Source organism: Cohnella panacarvi Gsoil 349 (assembly GCF_000515335.1).
Classification (GTDB): Bacteria; Bacillota; Bacilli; order Paenibacillales; family Paenibacillaceae; genus Cohnella; species Cohnella panacarvi.
Genome location: NZ_KI911563.1, coordinates 1964583 through 1982133 on the forward strand (window position 1 = coordinate 1964583; position 17551 = coordinate 1982133).

Sequence of the window (17551 nt, forward strand, 5' to 3'; positions counted from 1 at the left end):
GTTTAAAGTTGATTGTCCTGCATTCCCGTATAGGCTTCCTGCTGCTCATCCGCGCTCGCGAGCGCCTTGCCTTCCGCCGCCCAGTTGAAGCCTCTGCGCATAAGCTCCTGAACGACGGGGATTTCCATAATGTTCGCTTGGTGGCCAAGCGAGTTATAATATACGCGGCCTTGTCCCCAGCGCTTCGTCCAGACCACCGGCATGTCTATCGATTTATTCGTGGAATGCGGCCCCGGGACGGTCGGGAACCGCGTCGTCGCGAGCACTTCGTTCGCCGGGTCGACGTGCAAATAATATTGCTCCGTGCACACCTCGAAATCCGCGATGTCTTCCACGAGCGGGCTCGAGCTTTGCTTAATCTCGACCGTGTACGTCGTGCCGTCGTTGCCCGGATGCGCGATCCACTGGCCGCCCGTCATGAACTGCCAGTCGGTGTTCTCGCGGAACGCGTCGCACATGCCGCCGTGACATCCCGCAAGCCCGACGCCGCTCTGAACGGCCGCGGATACGTTGCTCACCCATGCGCCGTCGATCTTACCCATCGTCCATACCGGAACGATCAAATCGAGCGCCTTCAGCTTCTCGCCGTCCGCGAACGCTTCCAGCGTGTCCGACACTTCGACCTCGAACCCTTCCTGCACGAGCTGGCCGCGGAAAATTTCCGCCACTTCCTTCGGTTGATGGCCGTCCCAGCCGCCCCATACGATCAACGCTTTTTTCTTCGTCATCTGTTCTCGCTCCTGTTCATGCCGCTTGATTTCCTTACGATAAACTGCGTCTGCAGCGTTTCGTTAAATCTAACCTTCGTCCCGTCGGGATCGGACAACCGTTCCAACAATCGCTCGACCGCCAGCTTGCCCATCTCGTAGAACGGTACCTTTACCGTCGTCAGTTGCGGTTCCGTCATGCTGGCGGCGTCCGAGTCGTCGTAGCCGACGATCGGCAATTCGTCCGGGACTTGGCACCCTTTGTCACGCAAGCCTTGAATAAGCCCGATCGCCATCCGATCGTTCGCCACGAATAGCGCGTCTAGCTTACCCAGGTCGGCATGAACGGCATCCGCCGCCATCCATCCGCTTTTACGGCTGTAGTTGCCTTGATAGATAATCGATTCGTCGATCTCGATCCCGGCTTCCCGTAACGCTCGCATGTACCCGGCCATCCGATCGACGCTGTTCGAGTATTGGGGCGCGCCGTTAAGAAACCCGATACGCCTGAACCCCTGCTCGAGCAAATGCTTCACCGCGTCGTAGCTCCCTTGCACGTGGTCCGCCGCCACCGTGCTTGCATCCATGTCTTGGAACCGTTGGTCCATGACGCAGAACGGCAATTCCTGTCCCGCCATCTTCGCGATCCCTTCGCGCTCGGAAGCAATCGCGCTCGCTCCGAGCACGATGCAAGCGTCGATGCGCTGCGTCCGGAACAACGAGGCGTAATCGTACACTTCGTCAGGGTCGCGGAATAACAGCAGCAAGCCGTATTCTTTGGCGCGAACCGCTTCTCCGATCCCGCTCAGAATCTCGGAGAAATAATACGTGGAGAAAAGATGGACCTTCGGTACGTGAGGCAATACGACGCCGATGTTGCCGCTTCTGCCGCGGGCAAAGCAGGAAGCGATGGCGTTCAGTTCGTAATTCAGCTGCTTCGCCGCCGCCAATACCCGCTGGCGAGTCGACTCTTTCATCGGTCCGATCCCGTTCAATACGCGGGATACGGTAGCTTCGGATACGCCGGCCAGCTCGGCGACTTGTTTGCGGTTGGACACGGAATCCGCCATCCTGTTCTATCCTTAATAATGTACGCGTGTACATTATGGCACGGAAAGAGGGGCGAGTCAACTCACGAATCGGTAATCGGTCGGGCCGGTACGGAACCTTCGCCGGGTGTTAGAAATTAGAGGTCATATTGTCTTCTAGAGAGTCACGTTGGAGGATGCGCGGGATTTTAGAGGTCTTCCTGACCTTTGGCTCGTCACGATGGGGAATGAACCAAAAACCGAGAGACCGCGCCTCATATGAAGCGCGGTCTCTCGGTCGCACAACGCCTATTATTCTAACCCATGCTCTTCGCGAATCTTATATAACCCTTGGATCGGCAGATCGGAAGGATCGCGATTCAACAAGTAATACGCGATCAGCACATGAAGAGGAAACGCGCATACGTTGTTGCCGTCCTTGATCGAAGGAAATCCGGCTTCGAGAACCGGGCCATGCTCGGCATGCCAATCGAGACCCGCGTGCACTTCCTCCGGAGCGAATTCCTCTCTCACGGCTTCGTAGCAAGCCGGAAGGATGACTTTATCGATAATGGCTTTCGCCTCGTCATCGTCTTTAGGCGGCATCGGAAGCAGCTTCCCGCCTTTAACCTTCATCAAGTCGTAATAGAAGGAAGCCATCCATTGCGACGGGTCGCCCCCGCCTTGGAACATCGCGACCAGCTCGCGGAGGAAAAATCCGACGACGTAAGCGTCTCCCGCTTCGTCCTTCACTTGGAACGCGAAGACCGGTCCGTATAATTGGTGAGGCATGACATGGCTGTCTACATGCTCGAAACGCTGTCTTAATGCGATCAAGCCGTTATGTTCGACGGCTTTGACCAGTTCCTTCATTTGCTCTTCAGGCATGGCTGTAGAATTGCCATTGTCATTGCCGTTATCCGTATTGTTCGTCGTATCATTCGTCATCGTAAACACCACCCGCCTCATTCTAACATTCCGGCGCCAGGTCAGTCTACTTTCAAAGAATGGTTGCGGTTATTCTCTTCCGACGCAAGCTCGTTTACAATGAATCCATAAGCTGTTCAGATCGACGACAAGGAGCGAACCGCGATGCGAATATCGTTATGTATCGGAGCGTACCCCGGCAAGGACGAAATTTATCACCTCGAGAAAATCAAAGAGCACGGCTTTCACGGGCTCGAATATTACGCATGGTGGGAATTGAACGACTTAACCCGCGTCGCGAAGGAGCAAGAGCGAATCGGCGTCGGCATTAGCGCCGCGTGCACGAAGTTCATCAGCTTGGTGGACGAGTCGTTACGGGACGCCTACCTTGCGGGAGTGCGCGATACGATCGAAGCTTGCCGTAGGCTCGGGGTTCGTTCCATCATCTCGCAAACCGGCAACGCCCTGGACGGCGTGCCGCGCGAATCGCAGCGGCGGACGATGGTCGAGACGCTTAAGCGCTGCGCGCCTATGCTGGAAGAGGCCGGCATCGTGCTCGAGCTTGAGCCGCTAAACGGACTTGTCGATCACCGCGGACATTTCCTTCAGCGCTCGGACGAGTCCGCGTCGGTCGTCGATCAAGTCGGGAGCCCGAACGTCAAGCTCGTCTTCGACGTGTATCATCAGCAGATTACCGAGGGCAACGTCATCCGCAACGCCACCGGCTTCATCGACCGCATCAACCATTACCATATCGCCGACAACCCCGGACGCAAGCAACCTGGCACGGGCGAGCTGAATTACGTCAACATCCTGCGCGCGATCAAAGGTACGGGCTTCGACGGTTTCGTCGGACTGGAGTGCGGTTACACGATCGATACGGATGCCGCGCTGGAGCAGTTCAAGGCGGATGTACTGGCGAAAATATAGCGTAAAGGGCAAAGATCGATTACGATCTTTGCCCTTCGTTTACCCGACCTCGACCCATTCGCCGCCGCGGTCGGCGGAGCGCAACTCGGCGCCTACGAGCGCGATCGTGCCGCGGGTGTCGCGTCCCGTCGACGTGGCGATCGGTTGTCCCGCAGCCAAGCATTCGACGAAGTGCTTCAGTTGATAATAGTAGCCCAAATCCGCAGGCAACTCCGCCTCGAAGCCTTGACCCTCGTTCGGATTCACCTTCACGACGCCGTCCTTGAACACGATGTTGCCCCGCTCGAAGTTGACGCGATAATTCATGTCGAACCCGAAGTCGCCTTGCAGCGTCCAATCCGCCTGCGCGTTCACGACTTGTCCCCCGGCGTAACGGTAATGCGCCGACACGAGATCGTAGCCGCTTCCCGGCACGACGTTGCGTCCGATCGCAGAAACCGCTTCCGGCATGCCGAACAGCCAGTACACCATGTCCGCGTCATGGACATGCATGTCCATGAGCGCACCGCCGCTCTTGTCCTTCTGCAGCAGCCACGGTCCCCAGGACGGCGTTGCGCCGCCGCGGAAGAAGTAAGCATTCGTCACCGCGCCGAATTCGCCGCTGTCGGTCGCTTCTTTCAATCGGATGTATGCCGGCCAGAATCGGAGGCATTGTCCGATCATTAATTGCTTGCCGTTAAGCTCGGCTGCGGCGATCATGTTATCGCAAGCTTCCGGCGTCAACGCCATCGGCTTCTCGCACAGCACGTGCAGTCCATGGTTCAGGCATTGCACCGCGACTTGCTCGTGCAAGAACGTAGGAAGCGTAATGTCGACCGCGTCCAACTGCTCGTTTGCAAGCATGTCCGTCACGCTCGTATATCGATTGAAGCGGCCGAAATCGATCGCGCCTCCGACCGTCTCGATGTTGCCTGCGGTCGCTGGTCCCTTCAGTTTTTCCGGATCCATGTCGCACAGCGCGACGACTTGAACAGGCTGACCTTCGCTTTCAAGGCGCATGTAGTTTTCCAAATGCGTATTGCCCATGAAGCCGAGTCCAATCAATCCGATGCGTAGCATTACGCTTTCCTCCCCAGAATGGCGTCCATCGCGCCCGATGTGTTGTAGACGATCTGTTGCGGCTGTTGCTTATAGCCAGGAATCATCTCGGCGATCACATAACCGTCGTAGCCGATGCCGTCCAGCGCAGCGACGACCGCTTGGTAATCCACGTCGCCCGCGAGCAGGTCGACGAAGCCGTGCAGGCCGCCCGCGTCCCGGCGGTAGTCTTTGAAGTGGACTTTCTTAATCCGCTTGCCGAGAATCGGGATCCAATGCTCCGGATAGCCGGAATAGACCACGTTGCCGACATCGAAGTAAGCGCCGACGTAGTCCGAGCCGATCGCGTCGATGAAGCCGCGCATCTCGAGCGGGGACAACAGAAACTTGTTCCAGACGTTCTCGATGCCGATGTTGACGCGCTGCGCTTCGGCTTCCGACGCGAGCTGCGACAGCGCTTCAAACGCATAATCGTAAGCCCGGTCGTACGGCACGACTTCGGAGCCCGGAATGAAGTCGACGCCGACCGCGCCGGGAACGACGAGAATCGTGTCCACACCGAGTACGGACGCCGATTCGAGCTGCTTCTTGACGATGTCGCGCGCCTTGGCGCGCACGGACGGGTCCGAGCTCGTCAGCGAATAATCCCAATAGAGGCCGCTCGCTAGACTCGTCAGTTCGACGCCCGCTTCCTCCGCCGTCTTGCGGATCTCGAGCAGGTCGCGCTCCGTGCAGTCGAGACCGAGCTCGCCCTCCAGGCCGAGCGCCGGCTCGATCCCCTCGAAGCCCGCATCCTTGGCGAGCCGAATCGCGTCCGCCAGCTTCATGCCGCCCGGGAACGACCAAACGTTGATGCCCTTCTTCATCCTCGATCCACTCCTATCGCTATGATAGTGTTGATTATAGACGTCGTTGTCCGATCGTTCTTTAGCAATTCGGCCGATAGATTTGCACGCTTGGCGAACCCCGGGCTTAATTGCTACAATCTTGTGTGAACAGGAGGCGGAAGCATGGAATTTGTAAGAACGGCGCTCGCGGATTCCCTCAAGGTCGACAAGCTGATCTCGTTCCATTACTTCGAATACGCGAACGGCTTCATCTTCGAAGGGGAACGGCACGATTTCTGGGAGTTGCTGTACGTGGACCGGGGAACCGTGGAAGTGCGCGCGGACGACCGGACCTACGAGCTGAAGCAAGGACACATGATTTTCCATAAGCCGGACGAATTCCATACGGTGCAGGTTAAGCCCCATCACAAGCCCCCGCACTTGGTCGTCCTCTCTTTCGAATGCGATTCGTCGGGCATGGACGCGCTGCGCGATCTCGTGCTGACGCTGAGCGACGCGGACAGGCAATGGCTGTCACTCGCCGTGCAGGAAGGCTTCCGCGCGTTCTCGCCGCCCTTCGACGATCCGTCGGAGCACCGGCTCGTCCGCCGTCCGGACGCCCCGTTCGGAAGCGAGCAATTAATGCGATCGCACCTTGAAATCCTGCTCATCTCGCTCGTGCGCGCCGTCTCCGTCGCCGAATCGGGCAAACCGCCCGGTAAACTGACAACCGAGTTTAAGGCGAACTTCGAACAAGAGCTGAGCGAACGGATCGTCGCCTACCTGAAGGAGCATCTGTCCGAGCCCCTTACGCTGGAGCAGCTCTGCACGCAATTCCACGTCGGCAAGAGCCGACTCAAACAAATTTTCCACGACCGTTTCCGCTGCGGCGTCATGGAATATTACCGGGCGCTGAAACTCGAGGAAGCCAAATCGCTAATCCGCGAACACAAATATAACCTGACCGAAATATCGGCCAAGCTAGGATATGCCAGTATTCATTATTTTTCGAGAGAGTTCAAGAAGAACGCGGGGATGTCCCCTTCCGAATACGCCAAGACGGTCAAAATGAAATCGGGAATGTACTAATCCCCATGCGCGCCCCGGGCGCGACATACGCCGAAGGATCGACCTTCGGCGCATGCTTGCCAAGCGAATATTGCATAACCCTGCGACCTCCGTAGACTAGCCGAGATTTTCTTGTATTGTACTACAAGCGTTCGGCTATTGGATAACCGGCTTCTCCTTCGGCTCCCGGCGGCCTATCGCTTTAGCCCAGCCTTTGCGGAGCAGCGGCATCAGATAGAAGTCTAAGCCGAGTCGTCCGGCGTTGGCGCCTGCCAAGAAGATGATCATGCCCAGCAGCATCAGCCAAGGGTTCGTGCTTACGGTGCCGGCGAACAGGAACAGGAGGTTCAGCAGGATTCCGAAGAACGCGGCTGCGATCGTCAATCCGCCGACGATAAGTCCGACGCCGATCAGGAACTCGCCTACCGGGATCAAGAAGTTAATGAGCTTCACGTTCGGCAAGGCGAAGTGTTCGATGAAGTACGTGTAGTTCGGATAGATGACTTCATGCGTCGCATGATCGGCGACCGGTTTGCCGATCGCGCCCTTCAGGAACCCCGTGGCATCGAATCCGCCCGTCATCTTATGCCAGCCCGCGTCGATCCATTGCCAACCGACATATATTCTCAAGAGCAAGATCGCCGCTGCCGCCCATACGTTGTCTCTCAGCCATTTGGTAACCATAGTTGCCATCTCCCTTTGGGATTTCGGTTAACTTTTCCTTACACCCCCATTATGAATCCGATTGTTCGCCATGTATGTGAAAAAAATCACTAAATCTCATCGTTAGTCACAATAACAGAAAAAAGAACTGCCGGTATGCTCAACCGGCAGTTCTTTTAGGCAACTCCGCTTATTCTTCCCGCTCCCGGTTCGCCTTCTCCAACTCGCCTGCGGGAATTTTCAGCAGCACTTTCGTTCCTTCACCCGGCGACGATACGATACGAATGCGTCCGGATACGGCTCTTGCCCGCTCTTCCATGCTGAACAAGCCGACGCCTCGTCCCGCGTTCTCCCTGTCGAAGCCTTTGCCTTTGTCATCGATCGCGACCTCGATGATATCCCCAAGACCGCGAAGCGTCACGGACGCTTCCGACACTTCGGCGTATTTGCCCGCGTTCGTCAACGCCTCCTGCACGACGCGATAGATCGTCGTTTCCGCCAGCAAGCTCGGCCGCTTGCGCAAATCGCAATCGAAGGTGACGCGAATGCCGTAATGCCGCTCGAAATTGTCGATATACGTACGGAGCGCCGGCACGATGCCAAGGTCGTCCAACACGGACGGACGAAGCTCCCAAGCAAGCCCCCGCACTTCGACCATCAACTGCGCGACTTGTTGGCCGAGCCGCTCTAGGCCGGCGTCCTTGCCCTCGGAGAGCATGCTGTCGATCGTGATTTTCAGCGAAAACAAGCTTTGTCCGATGCCGTCGTGCAAATCCCGGGAAAACCGCCTGCGCTCTTCCTCCTGGATGTTCATCATCTGCGTCATCATAGACTGTAGCTGCGCCTCGGTCTCCTTCAACTGAGTAACCTCATGCCGAATCGCCAAATATTGATAAGGACGCCCTTCGGCGTCCACGAACGGAACGATCGTCGTATCGACCCAATAATAACCGCCGTGTTTCGCGCGGTTTCGGATTTCGCCCCGCCACACTCGCCCGGAGGAGATCGTCGCCCACAATTCGCGCATGAACGCTTTGTTATGCATGCTCGAGTTAACGATACGATGATCTTGCCCGATCAACTCCTCGCGCGAATACCCGGAAATCTCGCAAAACTTATCGTTCACGTACTGGATCGTCCCTTTGCGGTCCGTTACGGCCACGATCGACGCTTCGTCGAGCGCGTACTTCACGTCGGCGAGCTGCTTGAGCGAGCGTTGCAGCAGCTCGCGAAACTCGGAATCGGGAATTTGCTTCTCCAGTTGCGGAAGCAGCGTCTCTACGTACTGAGCGAGATTCTCGGACGGATACCGTTCACTCAAAGTTCAGCAACCCCTTCTTCATGGCGAATTTGACGAGATCCGGCCTCGTTTTCAAATCCAGCTTCTCCATCAGGTTGCTCTTATGCGTCTCTACCGTCTTTACGCTAATCACGAGCTGCTCCGCGATTTCTTTGTTGGCGTAGCCTTGCGCGACTTTGGCCAGTATCTCCTTCTCCCGCTCCGACAACGATTCGTACGTCCCCTGATGCTCGCCGCGTTTCATGCGATCCATATAATCGCTCATCAGCCTTTTGGTCGCGGTCGGGTACAAATAAGCTTCGCCCGCGGAGATGTTGCGAATCGCCGTCAACAGCTCGTCGTGCGGCGCGCTTTTCAGAATATAGCCCGCTGCTCCCGCTTGAATGGCCCGGAACAAGTAGCCTTCGTCGTCGTGCATCGTCAGGATGAGCACCGCCGTATCCGGCAACAGCTTCTTGAGCTCGGCCGTCGACGTCAGCCCGTCCTTGCCGTGCGGCATGCTTAAGTCCATAAGCACGACATCGGGACGAAGCTCTTCCGCTTTCGCGATCGCTTCGTCCCCGTCAGCCGCTTCGCCTACGACCTCGCAGCCATGCTTGCCGTTGAGCAGCAAATGCAGACCCGATCTTACGACCGCATGGTCGTCCACTACCAATATCCGAATCATGCCGATCCTCCTCGCCGAACCTCGATTGTCATACTCTCATTCTAACATATCGTTTTACGGCGTCGTAGACTGCTCCGGCCGATCCGTAAGACGGCTTGCGAGCGCGTCGGCCGCGATCAACAGGCTATTCCGTTCTTCCGCGCGATAAATACGCCTTTTGCGATCGCCGGCCAGCAGCACTCCGACCACTTTCCGATCCGCGAGGATCGGAACGGCGTATGCCGACCTTAACCCTTCCGCAAGAAGGATCGGATATTCGTGTATGCGCCGGGAGGCCAGCAGCTCCGCGAGCTGCAGCGACATCGCTCTGCCTACTTTAACGACCGTCTGGGACAGTCCGCTTTGCTCCCTCTCGGCGATTCCGGCGAATTTACCGTTCCCGTTGCCGGACGCCAGCTTCCACTTCAGCACGCGCGACTCGCCGGACCATACGGCAAGCGCGCAGAAATCGCAGCCGATCTCAGTCCGAAGTCCGTCGAGCGCCTCTTGCGCCCCATTGTTCATTGTCATAGAAACCGCACCTTTCGAGTCCGCGCACCCTCTGATTTCAGTGTATCGAATCGCCCGTACGAAAGGAGTCGGGGAATCCCCTGATTTTGGGATCGGGGAATGTACTGAATCGCGGAATCCGTGTGAGATTTCTCACAGGAAAATAAGGGAGTTGCCCCCTAACAATCAGGAATCTCCCCGATAACGCTTGTTTCGATTCGATTGTACAATAAAGTCACAAGCACACCGAAGGGGATGGCGACTATGGCGGCGATGTTAGCATTTGCTCCGATTCCATGCGAGACGACGAGGAACGAGAAGGGGATCACGAGCTTCTTAACGGCGGCACAATTCGAATTATTGGAAGAGATCATGGCGCCTAAGCGCGCGAAAGCCGGTACCGTCCTGTTCTGGGAAGGAGAGCCTTGCAACAAGCTGATCTATGTTCGTTCGGGTAAAGTGATGCTTCGCAAAACGACTGAAGACGGCAAAAGCCTGATCCTGTCGATTCTGCAAGCCGGGGATCTGATCGGAGAGTTGGGCGGCGGCCACGGCGTCGCGCATGGCTACAGCGCCGAAGTAGTGGATAACGCCGAACTGGGCATCATAGCCTGGAAGGACATCGATATGCTGTTCGTCCAACATAGCGATCTGGCCCTTCCCTTCATGAATTGGATGGCGCTTAACCATCGCGTGACCGAATCGAAGCTTCGCGACCTTCTGCTGTTCGGCAAGCCCGGCGCGCTGGCCTCGACGCTGATCCGCATGGCGAACTCGTTCGGCGTCGTCCAAGAAGACGGCATTCGAATCAACCTGAAGCTGACGAATACGGAGATGGCCGAATTCATCGGCACGACCCGCGAGAGCGTCAACCGGATGCTTAACGGGCTCAAGGAAGAAGGCACGATCGATATGCAAGGCGGCCGAATCATTATCCGCGACTTGGGCGCCCTCAAGAAAATAGGCGGCTGTCCGGAGTGTCCGGCCTGCCCGGGGAACGTATGCTGTATCTAAATAAATACCTGCTTACGATATAACAAAACCTTGACTGCCTTTGATATCGGCGATCAAGGTTTTTGTATGTACGCCGCCTCTAACCAGCCACAGACCTGCACGAAATACAGTTAAGCGAGCCATCCGATCGGATTTAATCATTATACCTGCACGAAATACACGTAAAACCCCATAACTACGCTTAAATCTTTTTTTGGGCTGGATTAAATGCACTTCATGCATGTAAAAGGATGAGTTCGCCGCATATCCTTTCCTCGTACAGTATTCGGTGCAGTTACTAACTTCCCCACAAAAAAGCGCCGCGCTGTCCGAAGCGAGACGCTTGAGCAAGCGAAATTCTACTTGGCGATAAATCCGATCGAACGCAGCCACTCCACGCTAAGCATGAACCAGTGGGCCGCGTGCGGGTTCGGCGTGTTCACCTCTTCGTTGCAGAGCGATAAGCCGTGTTGTCCTTTGTTGAAAATATGGCACTCGAACGATACCTTGTGCTTGCGCAATGCGGAGATGAAGAGCAGCCCGTTCTCGACGGGTACGGCGCCGTCTTCTTCCGTGAACCAGATGAACGTCTGAGGCGTCTCTGCGGTTACGCGTTTCTCGAGCGAGAAGAACGCCGTCGCGTCGTCGTCCTCATGGGAACCGGTCAGGTTATAGAACGAGCCGCGATGCGCGAATTCGCCCGAGGAAATGACCGGATAGCTCAGAATCAAGGCGTTCGGCCGATAACGGTCAGGTGCGCCGTCAAGCTTGTCCTTGAGCGCCGGCTCGTTCCACATCGTTCCGGTCGAAGCCGCCAGATGTCCGCCGGCCGAAAAGCCGCATACGGCGATTTGGTCCGGATCGATGCGCCAGTCAGCGGCATGGTCGCGAAGCATGCGGATCGATGTCATCGCTTCTACCATCGGCTGCAGGTTGCGAGCTTCTTCCTTCACGGAATAACGGAGAATAGCAACTTGATAACCCGCATTATAATAGGCGATCGCCACCGGCTCGGCTTCGCGTTCGGATACGAACTCGTAACCGCCGCCGGGTGTAATCACAACGGTTGGCCGGGGCTTGTCGCCCAATTCGTGAATATTGTGCAGGTACAAAGTCAAAGTGGCGCTTGCGCTATTCTCGAGTTTGATCGTTTCAAACCTCATTGGATCTCGACTCTCCCTTTTCGTATACGATTTCGATGTTTCCTTCAAAGTAACATATTCCGCTTCGGTAACGCCACTCAATTAAAACGTCAGTGTGCGCTACGCGCACAAAGAAGACGACTGCGGATATTCCGCAGCCGCCGAAAGGCGCTATGCTTTAACGTGCCAGCCATCCGCCGTCAACGCAAAGCACGTGGCCGTTCATATAATCCGAAGCTGGAGATGCAAGGAAGACAGCAGGACCCTTCAAGTCTTCCGGCGTGCCCCAGCGGCCCGCGGGAATGCGCTCCAGAATCGCTTTATTCCGTTTCTCGTCCGCGATGAGCGGCGCCGTGTTTCTCGTGTCTATGTAGCCCGGAGCGATCGCGTTCACTTGAATGCCTTTGCCCGCCCACTCGTTGGCCAGCGCTTTCGTAAGGCCGGCGACCGCATGCTTGCTGGCCGTATAGCCCGGGACGTTAACGCCTCCTTGATAGCTGAGCATGGAAGCGATGTTGATTACTTTGCCGCTGCCTTGGCGGATCATCTCTCTGCCTGCGAGCTGGCTCAGGAAAAATAACGAGTTGAGGTTCAAGTCGATAACGTCATGCCAGTCTTTGCTCGAATGCTCGGCCGCCGGCGCGCGACGAATCATGCCCGCATTGTTCACGAGGATGTCTATGCTGCCGAAAAACCCAAGCCCCTGCCGGAACACGGCTTCGAGTCCGTCTTCCTTGCTCAGATCGGCGGAAATCTGCTCAGCTTGACCGCCAAGCTTGCGAATGATCTCGACGGTCTCGTTGCTGTTCGATGCAGATACCGCAACAATCGAAGCGCCCGCTTCCGCGAGACCGATCGCGATCGCTTGCCCGATGCCCCCGGACGTTCCGGTAACGAGCGCTGTTCTGCCCGACAATCTAAAGCTCATTTCACTTCACTCCCCCGAATGATTTGCCGCGCTCCCTTGGTGCGATACAGCTCCGCCGTCTCGGCTGGGAGCCCGGAATCCGTTATAATGCCGGTTGCCTCGTTCAATGCGGCGAACGTGAACAGCGCGCCTTGTCCGAACTTCTCGCGGTCCGCGAGCACGTAGGCCGTCTTCGCGGTTTCCAGCCATGCGCGTTTGATTTCCGCCGATTCGCCCGCGTATATCGTAAAGCCGTCTTCCGGATGGACCGCGGTCGTAGACAGGAACGCTTTGGATATATTCAACCTGCGGATATAAGCTGCCGCTTCCGTTCCGATCAGCACGTTGCGCATTTGATAGCCGCCGGGTACGACTAGACGAACTTTCTCCTTATGCGCAAGCACCGCGATAATGAGCAAATCGTTCGTCACCACGGTAAGCGGCATATCTTGAAGCAGCCTTGCGACCTCCAGCGTCGTCCTTCCGCCGTCGAGCGCGATTACCTCGTTAGGTTCGAGCAGCGATACGGCAGTCGCCGCGATCTCCCCGCGCTCGGCTGCGCTCGGGTCATTCGCTTCTCGCGGCGTAAGAATCCCGAGTTGATTCGCTTGCGCCAGTACCGCTCCGCCGTGGATCCGATGCAGCAGCCCCTTCTCCTCCAGCTTCGCCAAGTCTTCCCGGATCGTTTTGCCGGTCACGCTAAGTTGGTCGATCAGCTCCGCAACCGTCACTTCTCTTGCGGCTAGCAATAATTCCATGATTTTTTCATATCTGCGGATCGGGTTCACTGGCTATCATCGCTTTCGTTGGACGGATTTTGTCTCTTATTGTAAGTCTTTCATCGCGACAGCGTCCATGTCTTCGAACATTTGATTGTCGCCCGCCACCACCAAATGAACGTATAGTTGTTCGTGCCGACGCCGCCGTGGATCGACCAGCTAGGGAAAATGACCGCCTGCTCGTTGCGAAGCACGATGTGGCGCAATCTCCGCAGGCTCGCTCGATCAGGAACTCTTCGCGTAGATGCGAGGTGTCGAAGGCTTTGACTTCGTGCGGGCGGGAAGCGTAACGGATTCCATGGCCAACCTTCCAAATAGGTTCATTTGGGTTCGTTTATTACAACTTTAGTTCATTATATAACTTATTCGAATTCTTTTCAATTCTCTAATCTGGGACAATGGCGCAATTGAGGCGCTTCCCCGGCATGGTCGCTTTATCGGCACTCCCCCCTGTTATTACTGTGATTCCCAGGGCTCGGGACTCATTGGCGGAAGTGAGTTTGAGTGAGTTCCGTTAGTGCGAGGAATGACGAGGACAAGAGGCACTATAGCGGAACCTAGTTCCGTTATAGTGGGAGCGTACCCTAAACCAAAAGGGGCTGCGCAAGGGTTATGCCGAATAACAACCATTCGCAGCTATTTCTCTTAAAATCCGACTATGAGGTAAAAAACAACAACAATGCGCAGTTATTCGGAACGAAAAATCGCCAAACCGTGAGATCGCGCTCAATTAACTATCGATTTGTTGTTATTTATTTGCTCCATAGACAGCGAAGGACAAACCTGCTTGCTCGGTGCTCCAACAGCCCGCGAGACCATCCCCCGATCTAAAAAAGGCTGCCTAAGCAGCCCCTCATGACAAACTCAATATTTGCGTTTCGCCGCTTCGCGCTTGGCCATCTGCTCGGTGAATACGCTCTCCGGCGGCACGATCCGCTTCGGCAGCATACGCCCCTGCATGATTTCGGTCGCCGCCTGGATGAGGTTCGGCCCGAGCAGCGGGTTGCACTCGACGACGAGGTTGATTTTGCCTTCCGCCAGCTTCTCGAGCGCCCTGCGCGTTCCGTCCACGGAAATAATGACGATATCTTTGCCCGGTCTCAGCCCGTACTCCTCGATCGCTTCGATCGCACCGAGCGCCATATCGTCGTTATGCGCGAACAGCACGCGGATCTCTTTGCCCTTCTCTCGCAGAAAACGACGCATCGTCTCCTTGCCTTGCTCGAACGTGAAGTCCGCGTAATCGCTCTCCAGATAGACGAAATTCGAATTGCCCTCGATCGTGTCTCTGAATCCTTTGCCTCGTTCGATGGAAGGAGCAGAGCCTTCCGTTCCTTTCAGCTCGGCGATGCCGATCGTTCCCGTCATGTCTCTTGTTTTATCCAGCAAATATTTGCCCGCTTTCCGCCCTTCCTCATAGAAGTCGGCCCCGATGAACGTGACGAACAGCGAGGAATCCGCCACGTCGATCGAACGGTCGGAGATGATGACCGGGATGCCCGCGGCCTTGGCTTCCTTAAGTATAGGTTCCCACCCGGACTGGATCACCGGCGCGATTGCGATAACGTCCACCTTCTGCTCGATGAACGACCGGATGGCGGCGATCTGCTTCTGCTGCGATTGCTCCGCGTTCTCGAATCTTAGCTCGACTCCCGCTTCCTTGGCGGCTTCCTTGATCGATTCGGTATTCGCGAGCCGCCAATCGCTTTCCGTGCCTAATTGGGAGAATCCCAGTACGAGCGGAGGGGTTAGAACCGGATCGGCGTCTTCGGCAACGCTAAGCAGCTCGCCCGATCTATCGGGGATAACCGCCGGCGCGCTCACGGCAGGAGACTTCTGCCCGTTGTCGCACCCCGATAGGATCACCAAGAGCGCGCAGAACAACGCCCCGATCATGCTGCCGACACCGATTGTCCGATGGTTCACGCCTCAACCCTTCTCTCTGGATGGAATCGTTCGAACGAATGAATCCCGACTCCATTATAATCGAAATTGACGCATCTGTAAGGCCAGCTTATCTGAAACCTCGCCGAGGCTCCGGGATTGCTCAAGCAACTGCTCGCTGATCTGCGTCTGTGACGAGCATTGGTGCGCCGCTTCCTCCGACGCCGCCGTCGACTGCTGAGCGATGGCGGACACTTCGCCCATAACGGTCGCGAGCGACGCGCCTTCGTCGTTAAGCTGCCCGATCGCCTGTTCGACCCCGGCCGAATGAACTCCGAGCTGCTCCATCCGCTCGCTCATCTCGCCGAACGCAAGGTGGATCGCGCCGATCTCCTCCAGCATCTGGCGGAAGAACGGCAACGCCTCTTCCATCGCGGCGAACGTGCCTTCGACTTCGCCTTCGATCGACTCGGTGAAGGTACCCACGCTTGCAATGGATTCGTCCGAGCGCTCCGCAAGCTTGCGGATTTCTTCCGCGATCACTTTGAACCCGGCGCCCGCCGCGCCCGCCCGCGTCGCTTCGATCGAGGCGTTCAGCGACAGAATCCGAATCTGCTTGGACATTCGGTCCATCAGTTCCACGATGCCGCGAACCGAACCCGCCTCCTCCTTCAGGCCGACGATCCGATCTCCGGCCTTGCGAAGCCTGGACTCCGTTGCTTCCGCCCGGGTCACCAGCCCTTCCATCGCCGCGCCGCCGCGTCTGCACGCTTCGCCCGTCTCCATGGCCGAACCGGCCATTCTCGCCTGCAGCGAATACGCTTCCTTCAGCCGCTCGCCCATGCTTTCCACGCTCACGATGCCGCGCTCCGCTCCGGACGCCAGGTTAATCGCGCCTTGCGCGATTTGCTCCGTTACCGCGCGAATATCGTGCGCCGCGCTCGTCGTGCGACTGGCCGCTTCGCTTAAGCGTTGACTCGAGGAGGCGACTTCCTTGGCGGAAGCGAGCGTCTCCCCGACCATTCGGCCAAGATTCTCCATCATCCGGTTGTACGCTTCCGCCACTTGGCCGAGCTCGTTCTTGCTTCGAACGCGCATTCTGCCCGTCAAAAGTCCGTCCGCCGCTTGATTCATCAGCGACTCCATTCTTCTGAGCGGGGAACCGATCATCCGTACAAGCCATAAGCCGACGAGCAGCGCGACGACCGCGCAACCCGCGACGGCCATCGTCGTCACCGCGCGAATCCGATCCGCCGAGGCGGTCAACTCCGTAAGCGGCGCGACGCCCGCCAGCGTCCAGCCGCTTATGGGCGAGTGCCGGTAAGCCGTCCATAGCTGCCGGCCGTCCGATCCTTCCCGGATCGCGGAGCCGGCCTGCTGCGCCGCATCGTAAGCGAACACTTCGCCCGCGCCCGTCCCTTCGGAGAAGTTGGTCGCGAGCAGCCGCCCATGCGCATCGAGAATTTGCGTCTCCGCGTTATCGCTAAGCCTGACTTCCTTGATCAGGTCGCCGAGCACCGACGCTTCGATCTGCACGACGAGAGCGAAATCCCGGGAACCGATGTTTTTCTTCCCCAGCAGCTTGCCATAAGCGAAAAGCGGCTTCGGAGCGTTCCCGTAATATCCTTTCTCTCGCGTCGGCAGCCACACTTCCTTGCCCTCCGCCCGCACGACGTCCCGCATCCATGGCTCTTCCGCCGCATCCGCGATGGCGCCCGTCTCCCTGATCGTACTGATCGGCGGCAGCTCGTCCTCCAGCGGGAATAGCGTAATGTCTCTGATTCGCGAATCGGACAACGCCAATTGATCCAGCAGGCCTTGTATGCTTCCCGCAAGAACCTTCCGTTCCTCCTCGTCGATCGACGCGTTCGTAATCTGGAACAACGGCTCCAAGAAGCTGCTGTTATTCACCAGCTCCAAGGCCAGGTTCAAATACGAGAGTTGCTGCATGTCCAGCTTCTCCCCCGCAAGGGAGACGGTCTGCACCGAGCCTTGCTCCAGTTCGTCGATAATGCCGGAACGCGCCGCGCTGGAAGCGAACCAGCCGAGCCCTCCGACGGACAGGCACACCGCGCATACGAAAATCAAGAACAGCTTCGTCCCGATGGATCTGGCGGGAGAACGGAAGAGCGAACCAATGAGCTTGCGAAACTCCGTCATGCGAACGGGCCTCCTCGTAAGGGCGGCCGCGAAGACCGCCTC

At 57.1% G+C, this 17551-nt stretch carries 17 protein-coding genes and 1 pseudogene; 3 read left to right on the forward strand and 15 right to left on the reverse strand.

The genetic code is table 11. From position 1 onward, the window contains the following. Positions 1–2: 2 nt before the first annotated feature. From COHPA_RS0109435 to COHPA_RS0109445, 3 genes are all read right to left on the reverse strand, one after another. Positions 3–728 (reverse strand): ThuA domain-containing protein, encoded by a 726-nt coding sequence (locus tag COHPA_RS0109435; RefSeq protein ID WP_027085930.1) that lies wholly within the window; start codon positions 726–728, stop codon positions 3–5. Further along, positions 725–1777 carry a LacI family DNA-binding transcriptional regulator gene (locus COHPA_RS0109440; RefSeq protein WP_027085931.1) on the reverse strand — a complete coding sequence of 351 codons (1053 nt, stop codon included), beginning with the start codon at positions 1775–1777 and terminating at the stop codon, positions 725–727. The genes COHPA_RS0109435 and COHPA_RS0109440 overlap by 4 nt, the downstream gene beginning before the upstream one ends. 270 nt (positions 1778–2047) lie before the next feature. After that, a complete protein-coding gene (locus tag COHPA_RS0109445; RefSeq protein WP_027085932.1) occupies positions 2048–2683 on the reverse strand; it encodes a hypothetical protein in 636 nt (211 codons plus the stop codon). Positions 2684–2827: 144 nt separating this feature from the next. On the opposite strand from COHPA_RS0109445, the gene COHPA_RS0109450 reads away from it, so the two are divergent. Continuing rightward, positions 2828–3592 (forward strand): TIM barrel protein, encoded by a 765-nt coding sequence (locus tag COHPA_RS0109450; protein ID WP_027085933.1) that lies wholly within the window; start codon positions 2828–2830, stop codon positions 3590–3592. A gap of 39 nt (positions 3593–3631) precedes the next feature. On the opposite strand, the gene COHPA_RS0109455 is transcribed toward COHPA_RS0109450, so the two are convergent. Together COHPA_RS0109455 and COHPA_RS0109460 are read right to left on the reverse strand one after the other, a co-directional pair. Beyond that, positions 3632–4651, reverse strand: coding sequence for a Gfo/Idh/MocA family protein (locus tag COHPA_RS0109455; protein WP_027085934.1), 1020 nt, complete (start codon positions 4649–4651; stop codon positions 3632–3634). After that, positions 4651–5496 (reverse strand): sugar phosphate isomerase/epimerase family protein, encoded by an 846-nt coding sequence (locus tag COHPA_RS0109460; RefSeq protein WP_027085935.1) that lies wholly within the window; start codon positions 5494–5496, stop codon positions 4651–4653. The genes COHPA_RS0109455 and COHPA_RS0109460 overlap by 1 nt, the downstream gene beginning before the upstream one ends. A 144-nt stretch (positions 5497–5640) precedes the next feature. Here COHPA_RS0109460 and COHPA_RS0109465 point away from each other — a divergent pair, with 144 nt between their 5' ends. Then, on the forward strand, positions 5641–6546 hold the full coding sequence (locus COHPA_RS0109465) for an AraC family transcriptional regulator (protein WP_027085936.1): 906 nt from the start codon (positions 5641–5643) through the stop codon (positions 6544–6546). Between the two features lie 135 nt (positions 6547–6681). Here the strand turns inward: COHPA_RS0109465 and COHPA_RS0109470 are convergent, their stop codons facing one another. The 4 genes from COHPA_RS0109470 to COHPA_RS23295 all read right to left on the reverse strand — a co-directional run bounded on the left by COHPA_RS0109470 (position 6682) and on the right by COHPA_RS23295 (position 9665). Continuing rightward, complete coding sequence (locus COHPA_RS0109470) at positions 6682–7209, reverse strand: DoxX family protein (RefSeq protein ID WP_027085937.1); 528 nt, start codon at positions 7207–7209, stop codon at positions 6682–6684. Positions 7210–7378: 169 nt separating this feature from the next. Beyond that, positions 7379–8509 carry a PAS domain-containing sensor histidine kinase gene (locus COHPA_RS0109475; protein ID WP_027085938.1) on the reverse strand — a complete coding sequence of 377 codons (1131 nt, stop codon included), beginning with the start codon at positions 8507–8509 and terminating at the stop codon, positions 7379–7381. Then, positions 8502–9155 carry a response regulator transcription factor gene (locus COHPA_RS0109480; RefSeq protein ID WP_027085939.1) on the reverse strand — a complete coding sequence of 218 codons (654 nt, stop codon included), beginning with the start codon at positions 9153–9155 and terminating at the stop codon, positions 8502–8504. Before COHPA_RS0109480 ends, COHPA_RS0109475 begins: the two co-directional genes overlap by 8 nt. Before the next feature lie 54 nt (positions 9156–9209). Then, the gene (locus tag COHPA_RS23295) at positions 9210–9665 is read right to left on the reverse strand and encodes a GAF domain-containing protein (RefSeq protein ID WP_027085940.1); all 456 of its coding nucleotides are present in this window, start codon (positions 9663–9665) and stop codon (positions 9210–9212) included. Between the two features lie 243 nt (positions 9666–9908). Here COHPA_RS23295 and COHPA_RS0109490 point away from each other — a divergent pair, with 243 nt between their 5' ends. Further along, complete coding sequence (locus tag COHPA_RS0109490; RefSeq protein ID WP_027085941.1) at positions 9909–10658, forward strand: Crp/Fnr family transcriptional regulator; 750 nt, start codon at positions 9909–9911, stop codon at positions 10656–10658. Between the two features lie 338 nt (positions 10659–10996). On the opposite strand, the gene COHPA_RS0109495 is transcribed toward COHPA_RS0109490, so the two are convergent. From COHPA_RS0109495 to COHPA_RS0109520, 6 genes and pseudogenes are all read right to left on the reverse strand, one after another. Then, complete coding sequence (locus tag COHPA_RS0109495) at positions 10997–11800, reverse strand: alpha/beta hydrolase (protein WP_027085942.1); 804 nt, start codon at positions 11798–11800, stop codon at positions 10997–10999. A gap of 157 nt (positions 11801–11957) precedes the next feature. After that, on the reverse strand, positions 11958–12707 hold the full coding sequence (kduD, locus tag COHPA_RS0109500) for a 2-dehydro-3-deoxy-D-gluconate 5-dehydrogenase KduD (protein ID WP_027085943.1): 750 nt from the start codon (positions 12705–12707) through the stop codon (positions 11958–11960). After that, complete coding sequence (locus tag COHPA_RS0109505) at positions 12704–13474, reverse strand: DeoR/GlpR family DNA-binding transcription regulator (protein ID WP_027085944.1); 771 nt, start codon at positions 13472–13474, stop codon at positions 12704–12706. The genes kduD and COHPA_RS0109505 overlap by 4 nt, the downstream gene beginning before the upstream one ends. Positions 13475–13510: 36 nt before the next feature. Continuing rightward, positions 13511–13668 (reverse strand): annotated as a pseudogene (locus tag COHPA_RS25085) (5-dehydro-4-deoxy-D-glucuronate isomerase); the annotation flags it as partial. 661 nt (positions 13669–14329) lie between these two features. Next, positions 14330–15391: an ABC transporter substrate-binding protein gene (locus tag COHPA_RS0109515; RefSeq protein ID WP_027085945.1), complete on the reverse strand. Its 1062-nt coding sequence runs from the start codon at positions 15389–15391 to the stop codon at positions 14330–14332. A gap of 54 nt (positions 15392–15445) precedes the next feature. Next, positions 15446–17509, reverse strand: a complete 2064-nt coding sequence (locus tag COHPA_RS0109520) for a methyl-accepting chemotaxis protein (RefSeq protein WP_027085946.1) — start codon at positions 17507–17509, stop codon at positions 15446–15448. Between the last annotated feature and the right edge of the window lie 42 nt (positions 17510–17551).